The sequence below is a fragment of the Amphritea sp. genome, assembly GCF_016744155.1.
Classification (GTDB): domain Bacteria; phylum Pseudomonadota; class Gammaproteobacteria; order Pseudomonadales; family Balneatricaceae; genus Amphritea.
The window spans coordinates 386,918-405,945 of the sequence record NZ_JADGEW010000001.1; the positions used below are offsets into that span (position 1 = coordinate 386,918).

Annotated in this window: 18 protein-coding genes; 7 read left to right on the top strand and 11 right to left on the bottom strand. The window is 48.9% G+C overall.

The genetic code is table 11. The annotated features are described in order from the left end of the window. Positions 1-184: 184 nt before the first annotated feature. Both QZZ54_RS01820 and QZZ54_RS01825 read right to left on the bottom strand, forming a co-directional pair. The gene (locus tag QZZ54_RS01820) at positions 185-466 is read right to left on the bottom strand and encodes a pyrimidine/purine nucleoside phosphorylase (protein ID WP_290698186.1); all 282 of its coding nucleotides are present in this window, start codon (positions 464-466) and stop codon (positions 185-187) included. A 52-nt stretch (positions 467-518) separates the two neighbouring features. Then, positions 519-1,406, bottom strand: coding sequence for a LysR family transcriptional regulator (locus tag QZZ54_RS01825; RefSeq protein ID WP_290697728.1), 888 nt, complete (start codon positions 1,404-1,406; stop codon positions 519-521). A 138-nt stretch (positions 1,407-1,544) separates the two neighbouring features. Here QZZ54_RS01825 and QZZ54_RS01830 point away from each other — a divergent pair, with 138 nt between their 5' ends. The 3 genes from QZZ54_RS01830 to QZZ54_RS01840 are packed head-to-tail and all read left to right on the top strand — an operon-like array spanning position 1,545 to position 3,877. Further along, positions 1,545-2,747 (top strand): MFS transporter, encoded by a 1,203-nt coding sequence (locus tag QZZ54_RS01830; RefSeq protein ID WP_290697731.1) that lies wholly within the window; start codon positions 1,545-1,547, stop codon positions 2,745-2,747. Between the two features lie 31 nt (positions 2,748-2,778). Further along, on the top strand, positions 2,779-3,441 hold the full coding sequence (locus tag QZZ54_RS01835) for a fumarylacetoacetate hydrolase family protein (RefSeq protein ID WP_290697734.1): 663 nt from the start codon (positions 2,779-2,781) through the stop codon (positions 3,439-3,441). A 22-nt stretch (positions 3,442-3,463) separates the two neighbouring features. Continuing rightward, the gene (locus QZZ54_RS01840) at positions 3,464-3,877 is read left to right on the top strand and encodes a CopD family protein (RefSeq protein ID WP_290697737.1); all 414 of its coding nucleotides are present in this window, start codon (positions 3,464-3,466) and stop codon (positions 3,875-3,877) included. Positions 3,878-3,974: 97 nt separating this feature from the next. Here the strand turns inward: QZZ54_RS01840 and QZZ54_RS01845 are convergent, their stop codons facing one another. The 8 genes from QZZ54_RS01845 to QZZ54_RS01880 form a co-directional block, all read right to left on the bottom strand. Further along, a complete protein-coding gene (locus QZZ54_RS01845) occupies positions 3,975-4,580 on the bottom strand; it encodes an SCP2 sterol-binding domain-containing protein (protein WP_290697740.1) in 606 nt (201 codons plus the stop codon). A 45-nt stretch (positions 4,581-4,625) separates the two neighbouring features. Continuing rightward, on the bottom strand, positions 4,626-5,387 hold the full coding sequence (ubiE, locus tag QZZ54_RS01850; RefSeq protein ID WP_290697743.1) for a bifunctional demethylmenaquinone methyltransferase/2-methoxy-6-polyprenyl-1,4-benzoquinol methylase UbiE: 762 nt from the start codon (positions 5,385-5,387) through the stop codon (positions 4,626-4,628). 146 nt (positions 5,388-5,533) lie between these two features. Beyond that, positions 5,534-5,911 (bottom strand): DUF971 domain-containing protein, encoded by a 378-nt coding sequence (locus QZZ54_RS01855; protein WP_290697746.1) that lies wholly within the window; start codon positions 5,909-5,911, stop codon positions 5,534-5,536. Between the two features lie 56 nt (positions 5,912-5,967). Then, positions 5,968-7,299, bottom strand: coding sequence for an ATP-dependent protease ATPase subunit HslU (gene hslU, locus QZZ54_RS01860; protein ID WP_290697749.1), 1,332 nt, complete (start codon positions 7,297-7,299; stop codon positions 5,968-5,970). Between the two features lie 25 nt (positions 7,300-7,324). Next, entirely contained in the window at positions 7,325-7,864 is a 540-nt protein-coding gene (gene hslV / locus QZZ54_RS01865; protein WP_290697752.1) for an ATP-dependent protease subunit HslV, read from the bottom strand. A 115-nt stretch (positions 7,865-7,979) separates the two neighbouring features. After that, positions 7,980-8,663, bottom strand: a complete 684-nt coding sequence (locus tag QZZ54_RS01870; protein WP_290697755.1) for an SPOR domain-containing protein — start codon at positions 8,661-8,663, stop codon at positions 7,980-7,982. A gap of 12 nt (positions 8,664-8,675) precedes the next feature. Beyond that, the gene (gene argS / locus QZZ54_RS01875) at positions 8,676-10,361 is read right to left on the bottom strand and encodes an arginine--tRNA ligase (protein ID WP_290697758.1); all 1,686 of its coding nucleotides are present in this window, start codon (positions 10,359-10,361) and stop codon (positions 8,676-8,678) included. Positions 10,362-10,505: 144 nt separating this feature from the next. Further along, complete coding sequence (locus tag QZZ54_RS01880; protein WP_290697761.1) at positions 10,506-12,707, bottom strand: primosomal protein N'; 2,202 nt, start codon at positions 12,705-12,707, stop codon at positions 10,506-10,508. Positions 12,708-12,918: 211 nt separating this feature from the next. On the opposite strand from QZZ54_RS01880, the gene rpmE reads away from it, so the two are divergent. Continuing rightward, positions 12,919-13,134 carry a 50S ribosomal protein L31 gene (rpmE, locus tag QZZ54_RS01885; protein ID WP_290697764.1) on the top strand — a complete coding sequence of 72 codons (216 nt, stop codon included), beginning with the start codon at positions 12,919-12,921 and terminating at the stop codon, positions 13,132-13,134. 280 nt (positions 13,135-13,414) lie between these two features. Beyond that, entirely contained in the window at positions 13,415-14,686 is a 1,272-nt protein-coding gene (locus QZZ54_RS01890) for a malic enzyme-like NAD(P)-binding protein (protein ID WP_290697767.1), read from the top strand. Positions 14,687-14,756: 70 nt separating this feature from the next. On the opposite strand, the gene QZZ54_RS01895 is transcribed toward QZZ54_RS01890, so the two are convergent. Then, positions 14,757-17,258, bottom strand: a complete 2,502-nt coding sequence (locus QZZ54_RS01895; RefSeq protein ID WP_290697769.1) for a penicillin-binding protein 1A — start codon at positions 17,256-17,258, stop codon at positions 14,757-14,759. Positions 17,259-17,411: 153 nt separating this feature from the next. On the opposite strand from QZZ54_RS01895, the gene pilM reads away from it, so the two are divergent. Both pilM and QZZ54_RS01905 read left to right on the top strand, forming a co-directional pair. Beyond that, on the top strand, positions 17,412-18,473 hold the full coding sequence (pilM, locus tag QZZ54_RS01900; RefSeq protein WP_290697772.1) for a type IV pilus assembly protein PilM: 1,062 nt from the start codon (positions 17,412-17,414) through the stop codon (positions 18,471-18,473). Between the two features lie 5 nt (positions 18,474-18,478). Then, positions 18,479-19,027 (top strand): PilN domain-containing protein, encoded by a 549-nt coding sequence (locus tag QZZ54_RS01905; protein WP_290697775.1) that lies wholly within the window; start codon positions 18,479-18,481, stop codon positions 19,025-19,027. Position 19,028 lies beyond the last annotated feature (1 nt).

Consider the following 19,028-nt stretch of genomic DNA (forward strand, 5'->3'; position numbering starts at 1 on the left):
TGTGGCAGACATCACGGGATTAGCCGGTAAAAGAAAGGGCGCTATGTTAACACAGTGTTATAGGAAAAGGGGGAGCCCAAAAGGGGGAGAGTGGTGGATTTTTATTCAACTCAATATGAATCCGAATCAACTAATAAAAAACTTACGTGATTCGGATTCATGCACTTCTTTTTCTACGGGCAGTTTAGCTGTAAAAGCACAGGTAAGCCGTCGGTTGAGCGACTTTCAGTTGAAAGCTCTGGTTGGCGGCAACATTGAACTCTGTACCGCTTGGAAAAGACAGCCATTCATCGCTGCCTGGTAGTTTCACAACCAGCTCACCGCTTACGACTTTCATCAGCTCATCTTCTGAAGTGCCGAACTCATATTCTCCGGCAGCCATAACACCTGATGTTACTTTGCCTTCTGCATTTTCAAAACCGACAGACTTTACAGCGCCATCAAAATACTCGTTTACGGTCAGCATCATGTTACTCCTATAAATGGGAGCGCTATATTAGATATCTTTATAGAAGTTGTCACCTGTTTGAGGTAGATGGTGCATGTTCAAGCAGGTAATCAACAAAAGATCGATTGGCTCTGGAGAGATACCGCTGTTTACGCCAGGCGATGCAGAGGTTAAAGGTGAGTGGTTCGGTAAAAGGGATGCCGATCAGGTCACCGGCATCATCGATGGCGTGTTTTAGCAGGGCGGAGATGCCGAATCCCTGTCTGACAATGGACTGAATTAGCGGGATTAGATTGGTTTCGAAGGTGATGTTCGGTGTGATCTGATACCGCTTTCCCAGCTCTTCAGTGACCTGGTGGTGGAAGAATCCCTCTTTAAACAGTACCAGTTCTTCCGCGAGAAACGTTTGGTAATCGACCGATGTCTGGCTGGCCAGCGGATGGTCAGCGTTCACGCAGACCAGTATCTCTTCCTGTAACAGGTGGATCTTTTCCAGCTGTTCAGACTCTTGGTCATCGACCACGATACCTATATCCAGTTCGCCCTGTTCGATTAGCTGGCGGATATGGGTTGTTCCGCCTTCCACTACGGAGAGTTGCAGCTCTGGATAACTGTGGCGAAAGCCCATCAGAAGTTCGGGCAGGTGATAAGAGCCGAGGGTGCTGGGGATGCCTATCCGCACTTGTCCCTGGGTGAGCCCCGTGAGTTCCTGCATCTCCAGTTCGGCGTCGGCCACAGCCTGAATAATTTTATCCGCATGTAGCAGTAATCGTTCGCCCTCATCGGTGAGGCTGATGCGCCGCTCATTACGGTGAAATAGTTTCAGACCCAGCTGATCCTCCAGTCGTTTGATCGACATGCTAACAGCCGGCTGAGCCAGGTGAAGCTTTTCTGCTGAGCGGGTGAAGTTTTTTTCCCGGGCAACGGTTTGAAAGCAGCGTAGTGAGCGGATATCCATGGGGCGACCTGAGCCTGTTGTGGGTAAAGCGACAAAACATACATCACAAGTATTTATAGATAGTATCACTATTATATATTTCTGTGATGCTTGGTCCGTTGCTATGCTTCTTAGCGTTCCCAAACGGAGATAGCGGTCATGATTGAATCGGGTAGCAGGCAGTTCTGGCGGGCAACGATAGCGCTCTGTATCGGATCTTTTATGATCTTTGCAAATGTTTATGTCACTCAGCCTATTTTGCCTGAGCTGCAGCGGGAGTTTGCACTCACTACACTTGAAGTGAGTTGGTCTTTTACGGTGACTACTTTAATGTTGGGGCTCTCTCTGCTGCTTTATGGACCGCTGTCGGATGCGCTTGGGCGACGTCGCTTGATGTTGCTGAGCATGAGCGGTGTGTGCCTCTGTACTTTGTTGCTGTCGCAGGTGGAAAGTTTTTCAACGCTGGTGCTGCTTCGAGGCTTGCAGGGTATTTGTCTTGGCGGATTGCCCGCGATCGCCATCGCTTATATGGGCGACGAGTTCTCCCGTAAAGCGTTGCTGGTGGCAGTGGGGCTGTATATCAGCGGTAATACATTGGGAGGCATTTCTGGACGCCTGATCGGTGGTTTTGTGGGTGACTGGCTGGGCTGGGCCGATCTGTTTCTGGTGATGGGTGTTATCAGTGGTATCTGCCTTTCTCTATTCTGGTGGCTATTGCCACCATCGCAGCACTTCAGCCCCCAAGCGCTGCATCCGAAAACCATGTTGTCACAGTTATATAGCCATCTTTCTAACCCTCTGCTTTTATTGGTTTATTTAATAGGTGGTCTGAATTTCTTTATTTTTATTAATCAATACAGCTATATCATTTTTGTCCTGGCTGATGCGCCTTATCATCTGAGCTCGGTCTGGCTAGGCTTGCTGTTTCTGACCTATCTTACCGGTACAGTCGGCTCAACCTTGTCTGGTAAGGTGGCGCAGCGGCATGGTCAGCTACGTTGTATTATCGCAGGCATATTGATCCTGATAGGTGGTAGTTTGCTCACCTTAAATAGCTCTCTGTCAGTGATAGTAGTGGGTTTCTTCATCAACAGCTTTGGTTTCTTTTTTGCCCACTCCAGTGCCAGCAGCTGGGTCAGCCATCAGGCGACCCATGCCCGTGCCAGCGCTTCGTCACTTTATCTGGTGTTCTATTATTTGGGAGCCAGTAGTGGCGGTTTCTATCTCGATCCATTCTGGCAGTGGATGGGATGGTCGGGGATTGTCTTGGGTTCAGTGATTGTGTTGCTGATCACCCTGAGTCTGACGCTGGCATTGAGCTCGCTGAGCGCCAGGGGTATGATCAGAACCCACTCTTTTTAACACTCTTCTTAATCACTGAGGGGCTTCGATCATGCAGTACAAACATCGGTATGTAGATGGAACGGAAGCGGAACTTCCTGTTGGGAAAGTTGTGTGTGTCGGGCGTAATTATGCTGATCATGCGGCAGAGCTAAATAATCCGGTCCCTACGACTCCTCTGCTGTTTATGAAGCCTTCAACTGCGATAGTCCCCATGGAGGAGCATTTTGAGGTACCGCTGGATTACGGTAGCGTGCATTTTGAAACGGAGATGGCGATTCTGATCGGTCAGCCGCTGAAGAATGCTAATAAATTTGAGATCGAAGATGCCATTGTCGGTGTAGGCTTGGCGCTGGACCTGACCTTGCGTGATCTGCAAAGCAAGTTGAAAGATCGGGGGCATCCCTGGGAAAAATCTAAGGCCTTTGATGGTTCATGTCCCCTGTCCGCTTTTCTAGAGCCCATAGCAGTGGGTGATCTGCAGGATCAGGCGATTCGATTAACGGTGAATGGTGAATTGCGCCAGAATGGTAATAGCAGCTTTATGTTGAATAAAGTGTTTCCGTTGATCGCTTATATGAGCCATTATTTTACTCTTCTGCCAGGAGATGTGGTGATTACCGGAACGCCTGCAGGTGTGGGAGAAGTGAATCCGGGTGATAAACTGTTGGTTGAGTTGGGTAGCGGATTGCGAGTAGAAACTCAGGCGATCTGAACAGGGATAAGGATAAGCAATTATGTTGTGGGTTAAGGTGTTTCATATTCTGGCGATGACCAGTTGGATGGCGGGTATTTTCTATCTCCCGCGTATCTTTGTGCACTATGTTGAGGGGCTTGACGCAGGCCAGGATGTTGACCGGTTGGCGATTATGGCCGGTAAGCTTTACGGTTTTATGTCGATTATGGCACTTTTTACCCTGGGACTGGGGTTATGGCTCTGGTTTGGTTATGGCATTTCAGGGGCCTGGTTGCATGCCAAGCTGCTGTTTGTCGGGCTGCTGATCGGCTACCATTTCTGGTGTTTCGCCTATCTTAAGAAGCTGCGTGCCGGCACGCTGGATAATACTGGACGTTACTTCCGATATTTCAATGAGTTGCCACTGATGATCTTTATACCGATTCTGGTATTTGTAGTGGTTAAACCTTTTTGAGCTAAGAAATGAGAAAGGGGCTACAGCTGTCGCGGCTCTTATTATGAGGTCTATTTCAGACGTTATTTTTTAGGCCTGCAGTTTTAGCCGTGCTGTTTTAGTCCTGTTGTTCTAGTCGTTCAATGCGGGCGGTTAAACGTTCCGTTTCCTGGCGTATACGGTCGACCTCCGATGAAAATTGACTGATCTCGGGTGCGCTGGGCAGTACCCGTAACTCTTCCTTAAGATATTCCTCAAGATTCAGCATCAGACTATTGCCGGTATTAAGGTATAGATTGGCTTTCCAGCGCAAGTAGCGGGCTATCTCATGGGCGGGTAGATCTCCCAGCAGCTGGGCGAGAATCGCTTCCCAGTCCAGTGCCGCATCAATTAATACCTTACTAAAGCGGGTGGCTAACGCACTGTCACCACTGACGTTAATGCTTTTGCCAAACATAGCATCACTGTTATCTGCAGCAGTAAGTAAGCGGAAAAAGTCTGAGGCGCTGCCTGCCAGCGTGACATCTGCGTCATCACGCTCAAGCATATCGATCTGCAAGCCTCTTTCGCTGGGTTGTAGCGACAGTGAGGCTGCGGGCGAGGTTAGCTGGATAGCGATGACTTTGTTGCTTAGCTGGCCCAGTTGATCAACGGTTTCAGGGCTGAGCAGGAGTAACTTATTGAGGCTGGTTTCAGCCAGTGTCAGCAGTGTTGCGTTGATCATTCTAGTGCCCTAAGTGTTCAAAAATAGGATTTAAGGATTAGGTATTCAGGGTTTGATACCCGTATGCAGAGCGACGACGCCGCCAGTCATATTCTGGTATTTACACTGAACCAGGCCAGCTTCTTCCATCATCCCTTTAAGGGTTTCCTGATCTGGATGCATACGGATCGATTCAGCCAGATAGCGATAGCTTTCTTCATCACCGGCGATCAGCTTGCCGATTTTGGGCAGCAGGTTGAACGAGTAGATATCGTAGGCTTTGGTGAGTAGCGGATTTTTTGTTTTGGAAAACTCCAGCACCATCACTTTCCCGCCGGGTTTAAGTACCCGGGCCATCGAGGCCAGCGCTTTGTCTTTATGGGTAACATTACGCAGGCCGAAGGCGATAGTGATGCAATCGAAGGTGTTATCGGGGAAAGGTAGAGCTTCGGCATTAGCCTGAACGAACTCGACGTTACCGGTAATCCCTTTATCCATCAGTTTATCCCGACCCACATTGAGCATGGAATCGTTGATATCCGCCAGTACTACTTTGCCTTCAGGGCCAACCAGACGCGAGAACCGCATCGTCAGATCGCCGGTACCGCCAGCAATATCCAACACTTTATGACCCCGGCGGACACCGCTCTGTTCAATGGTTATGCGCTTCCAGATCCGGTGGACTCCCCCCGACATCAGGTCGTTCATTACATCGTACTTACTGGCGACAGAGTGGAAAACATCGGCCACTTTGTCCTGCTTTTCATCGACTTTAACCTGTTCAAAGCCGAAGTGGGTCTGGTCCTGAGATTCTTTCTGGTCAGTCATGGGAAACCTGTAATCTGCATAATTCGCGATGCCGCATTCTACCTTTGCGGCAGGCAATTGTCTTTATTCTTCCAAGATACACTGATCTGGCTATATAAATGGGTTTTGACAGTAAGCTGTCGAGTTATCTATAAGTAACGACTACCCTAGCCTTTGGCGATCATATTGCCGTGCCGTGTTTCACCTGCAGCGGCTAGCGCTTCAAGGTACTTGTTCCAGTATGTCGCCTGTTTATGGCAGAGATCATAAAGGTAGTCCCAGGTATACAGCCCGCTATCATGGCCATCATCAAAGATGATCTTCAGAGCATAGTTACCGGCTGGCTCCAGGCCCTTGATACCGACCAGTTGCTTACCGGTTTGCAGTACGCCCTGGCCAATACCGTGGCCGCGAACCTCTGCTGAGGGTGAATGTACCCGAAGGTATTCAGCACTGAGTTCGAAGCTTTCCTGATCACTGTATATTAGTTCCAGTGTTCTGGATTTCGTATGCAGTTTGATATCTTGCGGCAGTGTTGCAGCCATAACAGACTCCGGTGACGGAGCACGGTGGCTCCGTCACGCTTTCGTTTAAGGTGAGCTTAAAGAATATAGTGGCTCAGATCTTCATCCTGGCTCAGTTCAGCCAGATACTGATCAACATAGGCACGATCAACGTTAATTGCCAAGCCGGAGTTATCCGACGCCGTAAATGAGATCTCTTCCAGCAGGCGCTCCATCATTGTATGTAGACGGCGGGCACCGATGTTTTCAGTTCTCTCATTGACCTGAAAGGCCAACTCTGCGATTCGTTCTATGCCGTCTGCGGCGAATTCGACAGTGACATTCTCGGTTGCGAGCAGGGCGCAGTATTGTTCTGTCAGAGATGCGTTAGGCTCGGTCAGAATGCGGCGGAAATCATCTGGTGTCAGTGCGTTTAGCTCAACTCTGATGGGTAGACGTCCCTGGAGTTCTGGAATGAGATCAGAAGGTTTGGACAGGTGGAATGCGCCCGAGGCGATAAAGAGGATGTGATCCGTTTTGATCATGCCATATTTAGTCGTTACGGTGCTGCCTTCGATCAATGGCAGAAGGTCACGCTGAACGCCTTCCCGGGAAACTTCACCGCCGGTACCTTCACGCTTACAGACTTTGTCGATCTCGTCGAGAAAAACGATACCGTTTTGTTCGACCGCGTCGATCGCCATCTGTTTCAGTTCGTCGTCATTGACCATCTTGGCCGCTTCTTCATCGATCACCTGCTTCAGGGCGTCTTTGACTTTAATGCGGCGAGATTTGGTTTGATTATTTCCCATATTGGAAAACATACTCTGCAACTGACTGGTCATTTCTTCCATGCCTGGAGGCGCCATAATCTCAACCCCAGCCGGTGTCTGGCTGAGATCAATATCGACCTCTTTGTCGTCTAGCTTACCTTCACGAAGCTGTTTTCTCAGCAGTTGACGGGTAGCGCTGTCAGCCTTCTTTTCTGGCTGATCGTCTACGCCTACAGGGCGGGCTGGGGGCAGTAAGGCATCGAGGATACGTTCTTCGGCTGAATCTTCAGCACGAAATTTAACCTTTTCCATCTCTTGCTCGCGCAACATTTTGATCGCCATATCCATCAGATCACGGATGATGGTTTCGACATCGCGGCCAACGTAGCCGACTTCAGTAAACTTAGTCGCTTCAATTTTAATAAAGGGCGCGTTAGCCAGCTTTGCTAAACGTCGTGCTATCTCAGTTTTACCGACACCGGTAGGCCCGATCATCAGAATGTTTTTGGGTGATACCTCAACGCGCAGCTCAGCATCAAGCTGCATCCGCCGCCAGCGGTTACGCAGCGCGATAGCCACTGAGCGTTTGGCATCTGCCTGACCGATGATATGGCGGTCCAGTTCGGAAACGATTTCACGGGGTGTCATATTGGACATGTGCGATTCTCTCTAGCTTATTCTTTCAGACTTCGGCTGCGGTGGACTGCAGCTGTTCTATAGTCAGGTTGGCGTTAGTGAATACGCAGATGCCTGCGGCGATCTGCAGACTTTTCTCCACTACATCACGGGCACAAAGGTCGCTGTTGGCAACCAGGGCGCGAGCGGCTGCCAGGGCATAGTTGCCGCCGGAACCGATGGCGATAACCCCATCTTCAGGTTCGATAATGTCGCCGCTGCCTGAAATTAAATAGGTCTTGTCTTTGTTAGCGACCAGCATTAGCGCTTCCAGTTTGCGTAATACCCGGTCGCCCCGCCATTCACGGGCCAGGCTGACGACAGCATTAAAAATATTACCCTGATGCTTTTCTAGTTGTTGCTCAAACAGATCCAGCAGAGTGATAGCGTCGGCAGTACTACCGGCAAAACCGGTAATAACGTCGTGCTTTGCCAGGCGGCGGACTTTGCGGGCGGTGCCTTTCATTACGGTGTTGCCAAGTGAAACCTGGCCGTCACCACCAACAACGACCTGGTCGTCGCGTCGTACTGAAACAATTGTGGTCATGGGTCTGTTTTCCCGAATATCTATACTCTATTTGCAATGAGTATAGATATGGGAGCATTGGACGTTATTTCAAGGCTATGACGCGTCAGTGACAGCAGGAATCTGAAAACTAAATTCAGTCTATCTGTCTGAGGAGTGGCTGGATATTTAGTCGTACCAGACGATCTTGTGCTTTGTTAAGCTGTGAACGGTTATCGAATGGTCCGGTGCGCACCTGATACCAGATACTTCCGTTGCTGTTGGTTACTCTGCGGGAATGAACGTTGGGTAAGCCTTCAAGGATCAGCTTCGCCCTCAGTTGTTCTGCATCTTTACTGTTCTGAAAGGAACCTACCTGTAATACATAGGTGTGTTCAGACTTGGCATCCTTCGGCGTTGATTTGTAGGGCTCAACATTAGCAGTGTCGACTTCGCTTTCAGGCAAAATCTGATAAAAGTCGAAGCGTTCGGATTGCTCTTCTACCGGAGGGCCTGATTTCTGCGTAGTTTTGCTGGCGGTTTTGTTTGATGTCTTTGCTGCTGGTTTGGCGGCGGGTTTTGTTGCCGGTTTAACCGCTGGTTTAGCTGCCGATTTTTTTGCAGTGCTAGTTTGAGCTGGGGTAGGCGTTTGAGTGGCTTTACTGTCGGGTTTTACGCTGGTTAATTGCCACAATGCGTAGCCAAAGCCGACCAAAAAGACCAGGCTAATAATCACCCGGACCAGCGGAAACGGTTTTTTAACCGGCGCGCTCTTACGCCGCGGAGCTCGGCTAGCTGCCGATCCGCTGTTGCGTTTTTTTGCGTAGTCTTTGCGCGCCATGGGAAATCCTTATTACATTAGATCTGGTGCGCTGACACCCATCAGGTCGAGACCGTTCGCTAGTACATGCCGTACCGCGACTGTCAGGGTTAGGCGGGCATTTCGTAGCTCAGTATCATCAACCAGCGTCTTTTCTGAGTTGTAGTAGGTGTGGAAATCACTGGCTAGTTCGTACAGGTAAGTAGCGACCAGGTGTGGTTCGCGAATATCGGCAGCGCGCTTAACGACCTCTGGGTAACGTCCCAGTTTGATGGTCAGGCGTTTTTCCGATTCCAGTTCCAGCCGGCTTAGAGCGCTAAGGCCGGTTTCTTCATCCCACTGCAACGAGTTCTCGGCCAGCTTGCGGAAAATTGAGCAAACCCGTGCATGGGCATACTGGATATAGTAGACCGGGTTGTCGGCAGACTCAGAGCGAGCCAGATCGATATCAAAGTTCAGGTGGCTGTCAGACTTTCGGGCAGCCAGGAAGTAGCGGGTTGCATCTTTGCCGACTTCATCGATCAGGTCACGCAGGGTCAGGTAACTACCGGCACGTTTGGATATTTTGACCTCTTCGCCGCCGCGCATAACCGTCGCCATCTGATGCAGCACGTAATCTGGCCAGCCCTTAGGGATGCCTGCATTCAGTGCCTGCAAACCGGCGCGCACCCGGGTGATAGTGCTGTGGTGATCGGCGCCCTGTTCATTGATAACGGTGTTGAAACCCCGCTGCCATTTGTTCATGTGGTAAGCAACGTCAGGTACAAAGTAGGTGTAGCCGCCATCGGTCTTACGCATTACCCGATCTTTGTCATCGCCGAAATCGGTGGTGCGTAGCCACAAAGCGCCGCCCTCTTCGTAGGTATAGCCGCTCTTTATCAGCGTCTGTACGGCCTCTTCTACTTTACCTTCGGTATAAAGTGAAGACTCGAGGAAGTAGACATCGAAATCTACACCGAAAGCTTTCAGGTCCAGATCTTGCTCATGGCGAAGATAGGCCACGGCGAAGTGACGAATGCCGTCCAGATCATCAGCATCTTTAGTACCGGTATAGCTTTGATCTTCTGACTTAACGGTGTCGCCGCGCATGAAGCTTTCGGCCAGATCGACAATATAACCGCCACGGTAGCCATTTTCCGGCCAGCTGGGATCTTTAGGTGTCAGGCCTTTACAGCGAGACTGAACTGACAGGGCCAAATTGTTGATCTGCTGCCCGGCATCATTGTAATAAAATTCGCGGGTTACATCCCAGCCAGTGGCATCCATCAGGCGACAAAGGCAGTCACCAACAGCGGCACCACGTCCGTGGCCGATGTGCAGAGGGCCGGTCGGATTTGCGGAAACGAACTCAACCTGAACCTTCTTTCCAGCGCCGTCATTGTTTCGGCCGTAGGTTTCTTTCGCCTGAAGGATAGTTTTGATCAGGTTCCCGGTGGATGCGTCGCTGACAAAAAAGTTGATAAAACCTGGTCCGGCAATCTCGGTTTTATCTACATTTTCTGATGCGGGTAGTGCTTCACAGATTTTTTGTGACAGGGCGCGGGGATTAGTTTTTGCTGCTTTGGCCAGTGTCAGGGCAATGTTGGATGCAAAGTCGCCGTGAGACTTGTCGCGGGTGTTCTCTATCATGATGTTTGGCTGGGTATCAGCAGGCAGTGTGCCATCTTCAATCAGCGAGGTCAGGGCAGTACTAATCAGGTCCGCAATATGTTGTTTCATGCTCAAAAGATACCGGGTTAAATTCAGGGGCCAGACTTTGATACGCAGTTTGAAAAAATGCTGCGTGTATGTCTGTAGAAAAGACCGCGTATTATCCCTTTTCGCCTGTGCTTTGTTAACCCCTATAGAGAGGTTATTTTTAGGCTAGAACATATCTACAGGGTCTACATCTACTGACCAGCGAACTTTCCTTGCGTCCGGATCAATTTCGGCCTGGTAAATTATGCTTTGTAGCTGTTGATGCAAGGCTTTTCGGTCTCGGCTTTGGAGTACCAGTTGTGCCCTGTAAAGACCTGCTCTTTTCTCCATTGGTGAAGGCAGGGGGCCCAGCCACTGGATTCCATTAGGTTGAAGAATGTCTTCTTCTAACATATTTCGCAGCTTGCTCAGGAAGCGCTCGGCTAAACCCTGATGGTTTGCTTCGGCTCTGAACATTGCGCAATACAGAGAGGGAGGGAGTTGAGCCGATATTCGCTGGCTAAGTTCCTGCTCGGCAAAGGCCTGGTAGCCTTCGGTGACCAGACTGGTAATGGTGGGGTGATCAGCATGATAAGTTTGCATCACTACTTTTCCCGGATGCTCAGCTCGTCCGGCCCGGCCGGATACTTGTAGAATCAGCTGAGCAGTTCGCTCCATTCCTCTGAAATCGGCACTGAACAGTCCGCTGTCAGCATTCAGAATGGCGACCAGAGTGACTTTAGGGAAATGGTGTCCTTTGGCCAGCATTTGCGTGCCCACAAGAATGCAGGGTTTGCCTTCATTAACCCGATCCATAATTTTCTGCATCGAATTTTTGCGTTGTGTTGTGTCGCGATCGACCCTGATAACCGGGAATTCAGGGAAGAGTTTGAGCAGAGCTTCTTCAGTACGCTCGGTACCTGCGCCGATCGGTTTTAATTCTGAGCTGCTGCAGCTGTCACAGATATTGGGCACCGGTCGCTGGCTATCGCAATGATGGCAGTGTAGATGGAAGGGTTTGCGGTGAAGTGTCATGTGGGCATCGCAGCGCTTGCAGTCTGCCAACCAGCCGCAGTCGTGACACATAAGCGTGGGTGCAAAGCCCCGTCGATTGAGAAATATTAAGACCTGTGTGCCCTGTTGCAAGTGGCCACGGATCTGTTGGATTAGTGGTTCAGACAGTCCGTCTTGCAAGGGGAGCTGACGAATATCCAGTAGTTCGAATTTAGGTTGTTGGGCATTACCGGCTCTCTGAGTGAGCTTTAAATACTGATAGCGCCCCTGTCGGGCGTTATAAAGAGTCTCTATCGCAGGGGTGGCCGTGCCTAGTACGACAGGAATTTGCTCATAATTCCCCCGCATTACTGCCAGGTCCCGGGCATTATAACGAAACCCTTCCTGCTGTTTGAATGAGGTGTCATGTTCTTCATCAATAAAGATAACGCCGGGATTCTTTAATGGGGTAAAGATGGCGGAGCGGGTGCCGATGATAATCCGGGCTACCCCTTCCTTAGCCTGCAACCAGGCATCCAGCCTTTGTCGGTCGGTCAGGTTAGAGTGGAGTACCACCACCGGTAAATTAAATCGAGCTTTGAAGCGCGCGACTGTTTGGGGTGTAAGTCCTATCTCGGGTACCAGAATCAGTGCCTGTTTCCCTTCACGAATGAAATGTTCAATTGCTTGTAGATAAACTTCGGTTTTACCTGAGCCGGTAACGCCCTGCAGTAGGTAAGGTGTAAAGCCTTTTTCCGCGGTAATGGCGCTGACGGCTGTCTGTTGTTCATCATTTAAGGTTAAAGGGACTTCGTGGAGAGGTTCTCTGTTTTGCAATTGGTGATCAGCTTTATGAACGAAGGATTCAGCCAGGTTCTTCTCTTCAAGCTTTTTAAGCAGGCTGGTCTGCCCTCCTTCTGCTCTAATGGCGTCTTCACTGATTCCGTTTGGATGGTCTAAAAGAAGTAATAAAAGTTCTCGTTGTCTGGCGGCTGTTTTCCCTAATTGTGAAATATCGGCATCTTTCGCTGCTCGCCACAGGTGTTGATGGGCGTATTCACAGGCTTCGCCTTTACGCAACAGAACGGGTAAGGCCTGGCTTAGCGCATCGCCTAATGGATGCTGGTAGTAATTTCCGGCCCAGCGTGAAAGCTTAAATAGTGACTCGGGTAAGGGAGGGGTAGAATCAAGTACCGCAATGGCCGCTTTCAGTTTGTTTGCGGGAACCTCTGTAATCTCAGAAATCTCTATCAGAACCCCGGTCACTTCTCTGCGGCCAAAGGGTACCCGTACTCGTACGCCTGGTTGTAACCTTTCGATACAGCAGTCTTTTGGTGGCAGGTAATCGAATAGCCGTCGAAGTGGTGAGGGTATGGCTAGTCGCAGGTAAGGCATAGAAGAAGAGGCTCACATAGGGTCAGAGGGCACAGTGTATGTCTTTTTGTTTTCGCTGTTAAGCTGGGTGCTATAATGTAAAGTTAAAGGGCTTGCCTGGGTTTATAACAATGCGTATAATCCGCGGCCTTATTCCCATAAGGCTTTATTGCCTGCATGCGGTGCCCGGCAAAAGATCGGGTGGCGGCATACAAAACGACTGAGGTTTCACATGAAAAACGGTATCCATCCAGAATACACACCGATCAAGGCTAGCTGCTCTTGCGGTAATGTTGTTCAAACTCAATCTACTATCGGTAAAGATATTCTTATCGATGTATGTAGTCAGTGCCACCCGTTCTACACTGGTAAGCAGAAAGATGCTACTACTGGTGGTCGTGTTGATCGCTTTAACAAGCGTTTCGGTGGTCGTGGTCTCGCTAAGTAAACGAACCCGTATCTTTGAAAAAGGCACCCTTCGGGGTGCCTTTTTTGTTTTTGGGGGAATACAGGTCTATTTGCATTAAACTTTGGCATAACTGGTTAAATTCTCTGTAAATGGGGCGTTGTTGTTCTGTAAATTCTGTTTACTCCGTCAAAAGTAGTAGAAAATACACTGATTATCGGGAAAATTTCAGAGATATAGGCTGTTTTGTCAGTTGAGAGGCAGGGTTCTTTTCTATATCATTCCTTCTCCGAATTTTTATAACAACATTGGAACCGCGACAATGTCTGAAGATATGAAACAAGCTGCACTCGATTATCACGAGTTTCCTCGCCCAGGTAAGATTAGTGTTGAACTTACCACTCCTGCTGAGTCTGCTCGTGATCTGGCTCTGGCATATAGTCCTGGTGTAGCTGAGCCTGTACGTGCTATCGCAGCCAATCCTGACGATGCATATCGCTATACTGGTAAAGGTAATCTGGTAGCTGTTATTACTAACGGTACTGCGATTCTGGGTCTTGGTGATCTGGGGCCTTTGGCATCCAAGCCTGTTATGGAAGGTAAGTCACTGCTGTTTAAGCGTTTCGCCGGTGTAGACTCTATAGATATTGAAGTTGATTCTGAAAGCCCGCAAGCGCTGATCGATACTATTGCGCGTATTGCAGATACTTTTGGTGGAATCAATCTGGAAGATATCAAGGCGCCAGAGTGCTTTGAAGTAGAGCGTGCACTGATCGAGCGATGCAAGATTCCAGTCTTCCACGACGATCAGCATGGTACTGCGATTGTAACGGCGGCGGGTATGATCAACGCGCTGGAAATTGCAGGTAAGAAGCTTGAAGCAGCTAAGATTGTTTGTCTGGGTGCCGGTGCTGCAGCCAATGCGTGTATGACGCTTCTGGTCAACATGGGCGCGAAAGTCGAAAATATCTACATGATTGACCGTACCGGTGTTATCCATTCCGGACGTGAAAATCTGACACCTGAGAAAGCAGCATTTGCTTCTGAAACGGATAAGCGGACTCTGGATGATGCAATTGACGGAGCTGATGTGTTTGTTGGTCTGTCCGGTCCTAATCTGTTGAGTGGTGAGCAGCTGGCTAAGATGGCCTCTACTCCAGTAGTGTTTGCTTGTGCTAACCCTGATCCAGAAATTAAGCCAGAACTGGCGCACTCTGTTCGTGATGATGTGATCATGGCGACAGGACGTTCAGACTATCCTAACCAGGTGAATAACGTGCTTGGCTTCCCGTTCATCTTCCGTGGAGCGCTGGATGTTCGTGCCTCCGCAATTAACGAAGAGATGAAAGCTGCAGCCGTTCTGGCGTTGGCTGAGTTGGCTAAAGAGCCTGTTCCTCAGGAAGTGCTGGATGCATATGAGTTGGATTCTCTGGAGTTCGGTCCTCAGTACATTATTCCTAAGCCGACTGACTCTCGTCTGCTGGGTGCTGTTTCTGGAGCTGTTGCTCAGGCGGCTATCGATTCTGGTGTGGCACGTTTGCCACTGCCGGATCACTACCCGCTGACTACTGTAGATGCATTGCTGAATAAGTAAGCTCTCTGCATAAAAAAACCCGGCCTTGGCCGGGTTTTTTTGTGTCTGATATTTCTGTCTGTAGAGCGACTTAGAATATATCTTCAGCTTGAGCGCTACCGGTTGTGTTTTTCTGGTTTGGGTTGTGCGCTATTTCTTTTGGCGCAGAGTTCTCAGGGAATATCTCAAACAATGCGTCTTCCTGCCCGGGATAAGCGAGTAGGCCTGTTTTAGGGTCAATTCTGATGCTGACCATGCCGTCGGGCTGTGGATAAGATTGGTCAGGGCTCTCGCTCAGGGCTGTCTGCATAAATTCTATCCATATTGGCAGTGCGGCCGTTCCGCCAAATTCGCTGCGCCCCAGAGTCGATGGTTGATCAAACCCAACCCAGGCAGTGGCGACTACGTCACTGTTAAAGCCTGAGAACCATGCGTCTTTCTGATCGTTGGTCGTGCCTGTTTTGCCGGCGAGATCTGACCGTTTTAAAGCAAGTGCTCTACGCCCCGTGCCGCGGGTGATAACGTCCTGCATGATATTGTAGATCATGTAGGCTGTTTGCGGTTCCATCGTGCGTGTGGCGATCGGTAAATTTGTGATCCGCTGCCCTTCAAGTAACGCTGGTTTAGGCGCGGGCTCCTGATCGGCAATTGTGGAAGCTGACTCAGGTTCAGTGCCAGGTATTGATTTAGTTTGCATTAGACCGAATTCACTGGCTGGTTCTGTAATGTCCACAACATAGGTGCATTCGGGACAGACAGTGGTTGGCTTTGCCCGATAGAGAGGGTTGCCATCGGAATCTTCGATATGGCTGATAAAATACGGGCTGACTTTAAATCCCTGATTTGCTAGTCCGGCATATCCTGTTACCAGCTCCAGTGGTGTTATGTCGGCGGTTCCAAGCGATAGTGATAGATTGTTTGGCAAGTAGTCTTTGTCGAAGCCAAACCGGGTTAAGAACTCAGTCGCGGTGTCTATCCCGATAGAGCGGAGAATGCGTATGGAAACAAGGTTTCTGGATTTATAAAGCGCTTCTCTGAGTCGCGTAGGGCCGTAAAATTTCTTGCTGTAGTTTTCAGGCCTCCAGTTGGATTCCAGGTTGCTGTCATGAAAAACGACCGGTGCGTCGTTGATTATAGTTGCGGGAGTATATCCTTGCTCTAGTGCTGATGCGTAGATAAAAGGCTTGAGATTTGAGCCGGGTTGGCGTCTCGCCTGAGTGGCTCGGTTAAATTTGTTATGGGTGAAATTAAATCCGCCTACGAGTGCTTTTAAAGCGCCGTCTTTTGGCGATAGAGCAGCGAAAGCGCCTTGTGCCCGGGGGATTTGGGATAAGCGCCAGTTGTTTTCCCCGATAAGGCGAGCTCTTATTAGATCACCTGGAGCAAGAATGTCGTTCGCTTGTTTGGGTTTCTTTCCTAGTCTATTGGGGCCTTTGTGTTCCCGGGCCCACGCCATGTTTTCCCATGTCAGCGTCGCTGTGCCATAGCCCTTAATAAAAAGGGTGGCTTGTTGTTTTTCAGTTTTAGTGACGATTGCAGGGATTAGTGAGCCGTATGTACGCTGTTTATTCAGGAAGGCAGTAAGGTCTGCTTCGGTAAATGAAGTTGTGGCTGTGGGTGTTTCAGGGCCGTAATATCCGTGCCTTTCAGTATATGCAAGAAGTCCATTTTCTACAGCTCTGTTTGCAGCTGCCTGCATGTTGCTATTTAGAGTGGTATATACGCGAAGGCCGTCAGAATATAATGTCTCGCCAAAGTGTTGATATAGCTCATTGCGAATCATTTCAGCAACATAGGGGGCATATAGCTCAATTTGGGTACCATGGTACTCTGCAGTCACGGATTCACTTTTTGCAGCGGTATAGTCTTCATCGTTAATGAAGCTGAGGCTGTGCATCCGTTTAAGTATCCAGTTTCGGCGTTCGAGGGCTCGGCTTGGATTGGTAATTGGGTTGTATGCAGATGGAGCTTTAGGCAATCCTGCTATCATGGCCTGCTGGGCCAGGCTTAGCTGATCTATGTTTTTGCCGTAATAGATGTTGGCAGCAGCTTGAATTCCATAGGAGCGGTGTCCGAGGTAAATCTTGTTTATGTAAAGCTCAAAAATTTCCTCTTTGGAAAGCTCTTGTTCAATTCTAAGGGATAGTAGTATCTCATTGAATTTACGGACAAAAGAGCGTTCTCTGGTGAGGAAATAGTTTTTAGCGACCTGCATTGTTATGGTGCTGCCACCGCTTTGGATTTTTCCGGAGCTGACGAGTTGATATACCGCCCGAAACAGGCCTTTGATGTCTATGCCGATGTGTTCAAAAAAGTTACGGTCTTCGGCAGCTAATAACGCGTTTATATAGTTTTGAGGGATCTGGTCAAAATTGATAGGGGTACGGCGTTTTTCACCAAATTCGGAGATCAGTTTGTTGTCTTCTGAATAGATACGAAGTGGTGTCTGAAGTTGAATTTCTCGCAGAGTATCGACATCGGGAAGCTTGGGTGCGTAATAAAAATACGCAGAAGCAAGAGCCACGCCACCAATAAAACAGCCCAGTATGGTGAGTTTGAGGCAAAGCTTAAGTAACGATGTCAGTATTTTCATGTTAAGTTATTTAAAGTTAAGTTGTTTATGGCCGAGATATTATATCTGTAAGAAAGTGTTAGCCACTAGTGAAACAGTGGTTTAATTTTTGATAAAACCGGGTTAGAGTCATTAATGCTTGGTATATGCGGAATATTTTAAGGACAAATCATTGTGCTCAGCTTTCTTAGCAAACAGGAAAAAGGATGGGTCGGCATAGATATCGGCTCTTCTTCAATCAAAATGGTGGCGCTGTCTAAGCGAGGTGGAACGCTTCGTCTGGACTCATACGCTATCGTACCCTTGCCAGCTTCGGCTGTGATAGAGAATAGTATTCAGGATATTGGACAGGTATCAGAAGCTATCGATAAAGGTGTGAAGCTCTGCGGTGGTGGTCTTACTACCTGCGTTGCTGCTGTTCCCTCCTCTGCGGTTATTGCTAAGAATGTTCAGTTGAGTAATGCTTTTTCTGAGTTTGAACTCGAAGAGCAGGTCAAGCTTGAGGCTGATCGTTTTATTCCCTATCCACTTAATGAAATAGCATTGGATTTTGAAGTATTGGGCCCCGTAGAGGGATCCCCGGAGCTTAATGAGATTCTATTGGTGGCCTGCCGTCGTGATGATGTTGAGATGCGCGAAGATGCTATTAACAGTAGCGGCGTGAAGTGTGAAGTAGTTGACGTTGATCGCTTTGCTACTGAGCGTGTGGCGTCGCTGTTGGATAATGCAGATGAGGTAGGTGACCAGTTGATAGGCCTGGTTGATATAGGGGCTTCGACTTTAACCTTAAATGTCTTTAAGAACGGTAAGATTGTCTATGACCGCGAGCAGGCGTTCGGGGGGAATGATCTTAGTAACGTTATTCATCAGCAGTCAGGATTAGAAGCTGGCGAAGTTGAACATCTGCTCCGTAGTGGCGAGCTTTCCGAGGACCTGAAGCAGTCGGTCGTTCTTCCGTTTCGTAGTACTGTTTCTCAGCAGGTGTCCCGAGCATTACAGTTTTTCTACTCTTCGGGCCCCCATAACGAATTAAGTAAGTTATATATATTGGGTGGGACGGCAGCCATTGAAGGTTTGGCCGAACAGATGCAGGCAGAGGTTGGGGTCGTGGTTGAGACAGCCAATCCATTTGCAGGTATGGCGGTGGATCCGAAAATAAATGCAAGTCGGCTTGATCAGGATGCACCTACTCTGGTTAAGGCCTGTGGCCTTGCACTACGCAGTTTTGAAGGGTAGCGACTATGGCAAAGATAAATTTAAGGGCCTGGCGCGAAGAGCTGGCTGCGGAAAGACAGAAACAGTTTGTTGTAAATATAGTCGCAGCGATTTTCCTGGCAGCAGCGGTGGTCTTTCTAATTGGTTTCTATATTGACATGCAAGCCGATAGACAAAAAGATCGTAATGATTTCCTGAAAAGTGAAATAGCTCAGCTGGATTTTCAGCTTAAAGAGATTAAAGAATTAAAAAATCAGCGTGCTCGCTTACTGGATCGTCTGAATGCAATTCAGGATCTGCAGGGAACTCGTCCTCTTATAGTCAGAAGTTTTGATGAGATGGTTAGGGTGCTGCCGGATGGCGTTTATTACTCCTCATTGTCCAGAAACGGCAGTACTATTACTTTGCAAGGACGTGCCGAGAAGAGTGATGATGTTTCAAATCTGATGCGACAAATTTATGCCAGTATCTGGTTTGGTGAGCCAAACCTCTCAACTGTTGCTAATGATGCTGGTATGAAAAAATTCAACCTGTCTGTGCCGGTGCTGAAGCCCTCACTGGAAGAGGTGAACTGAT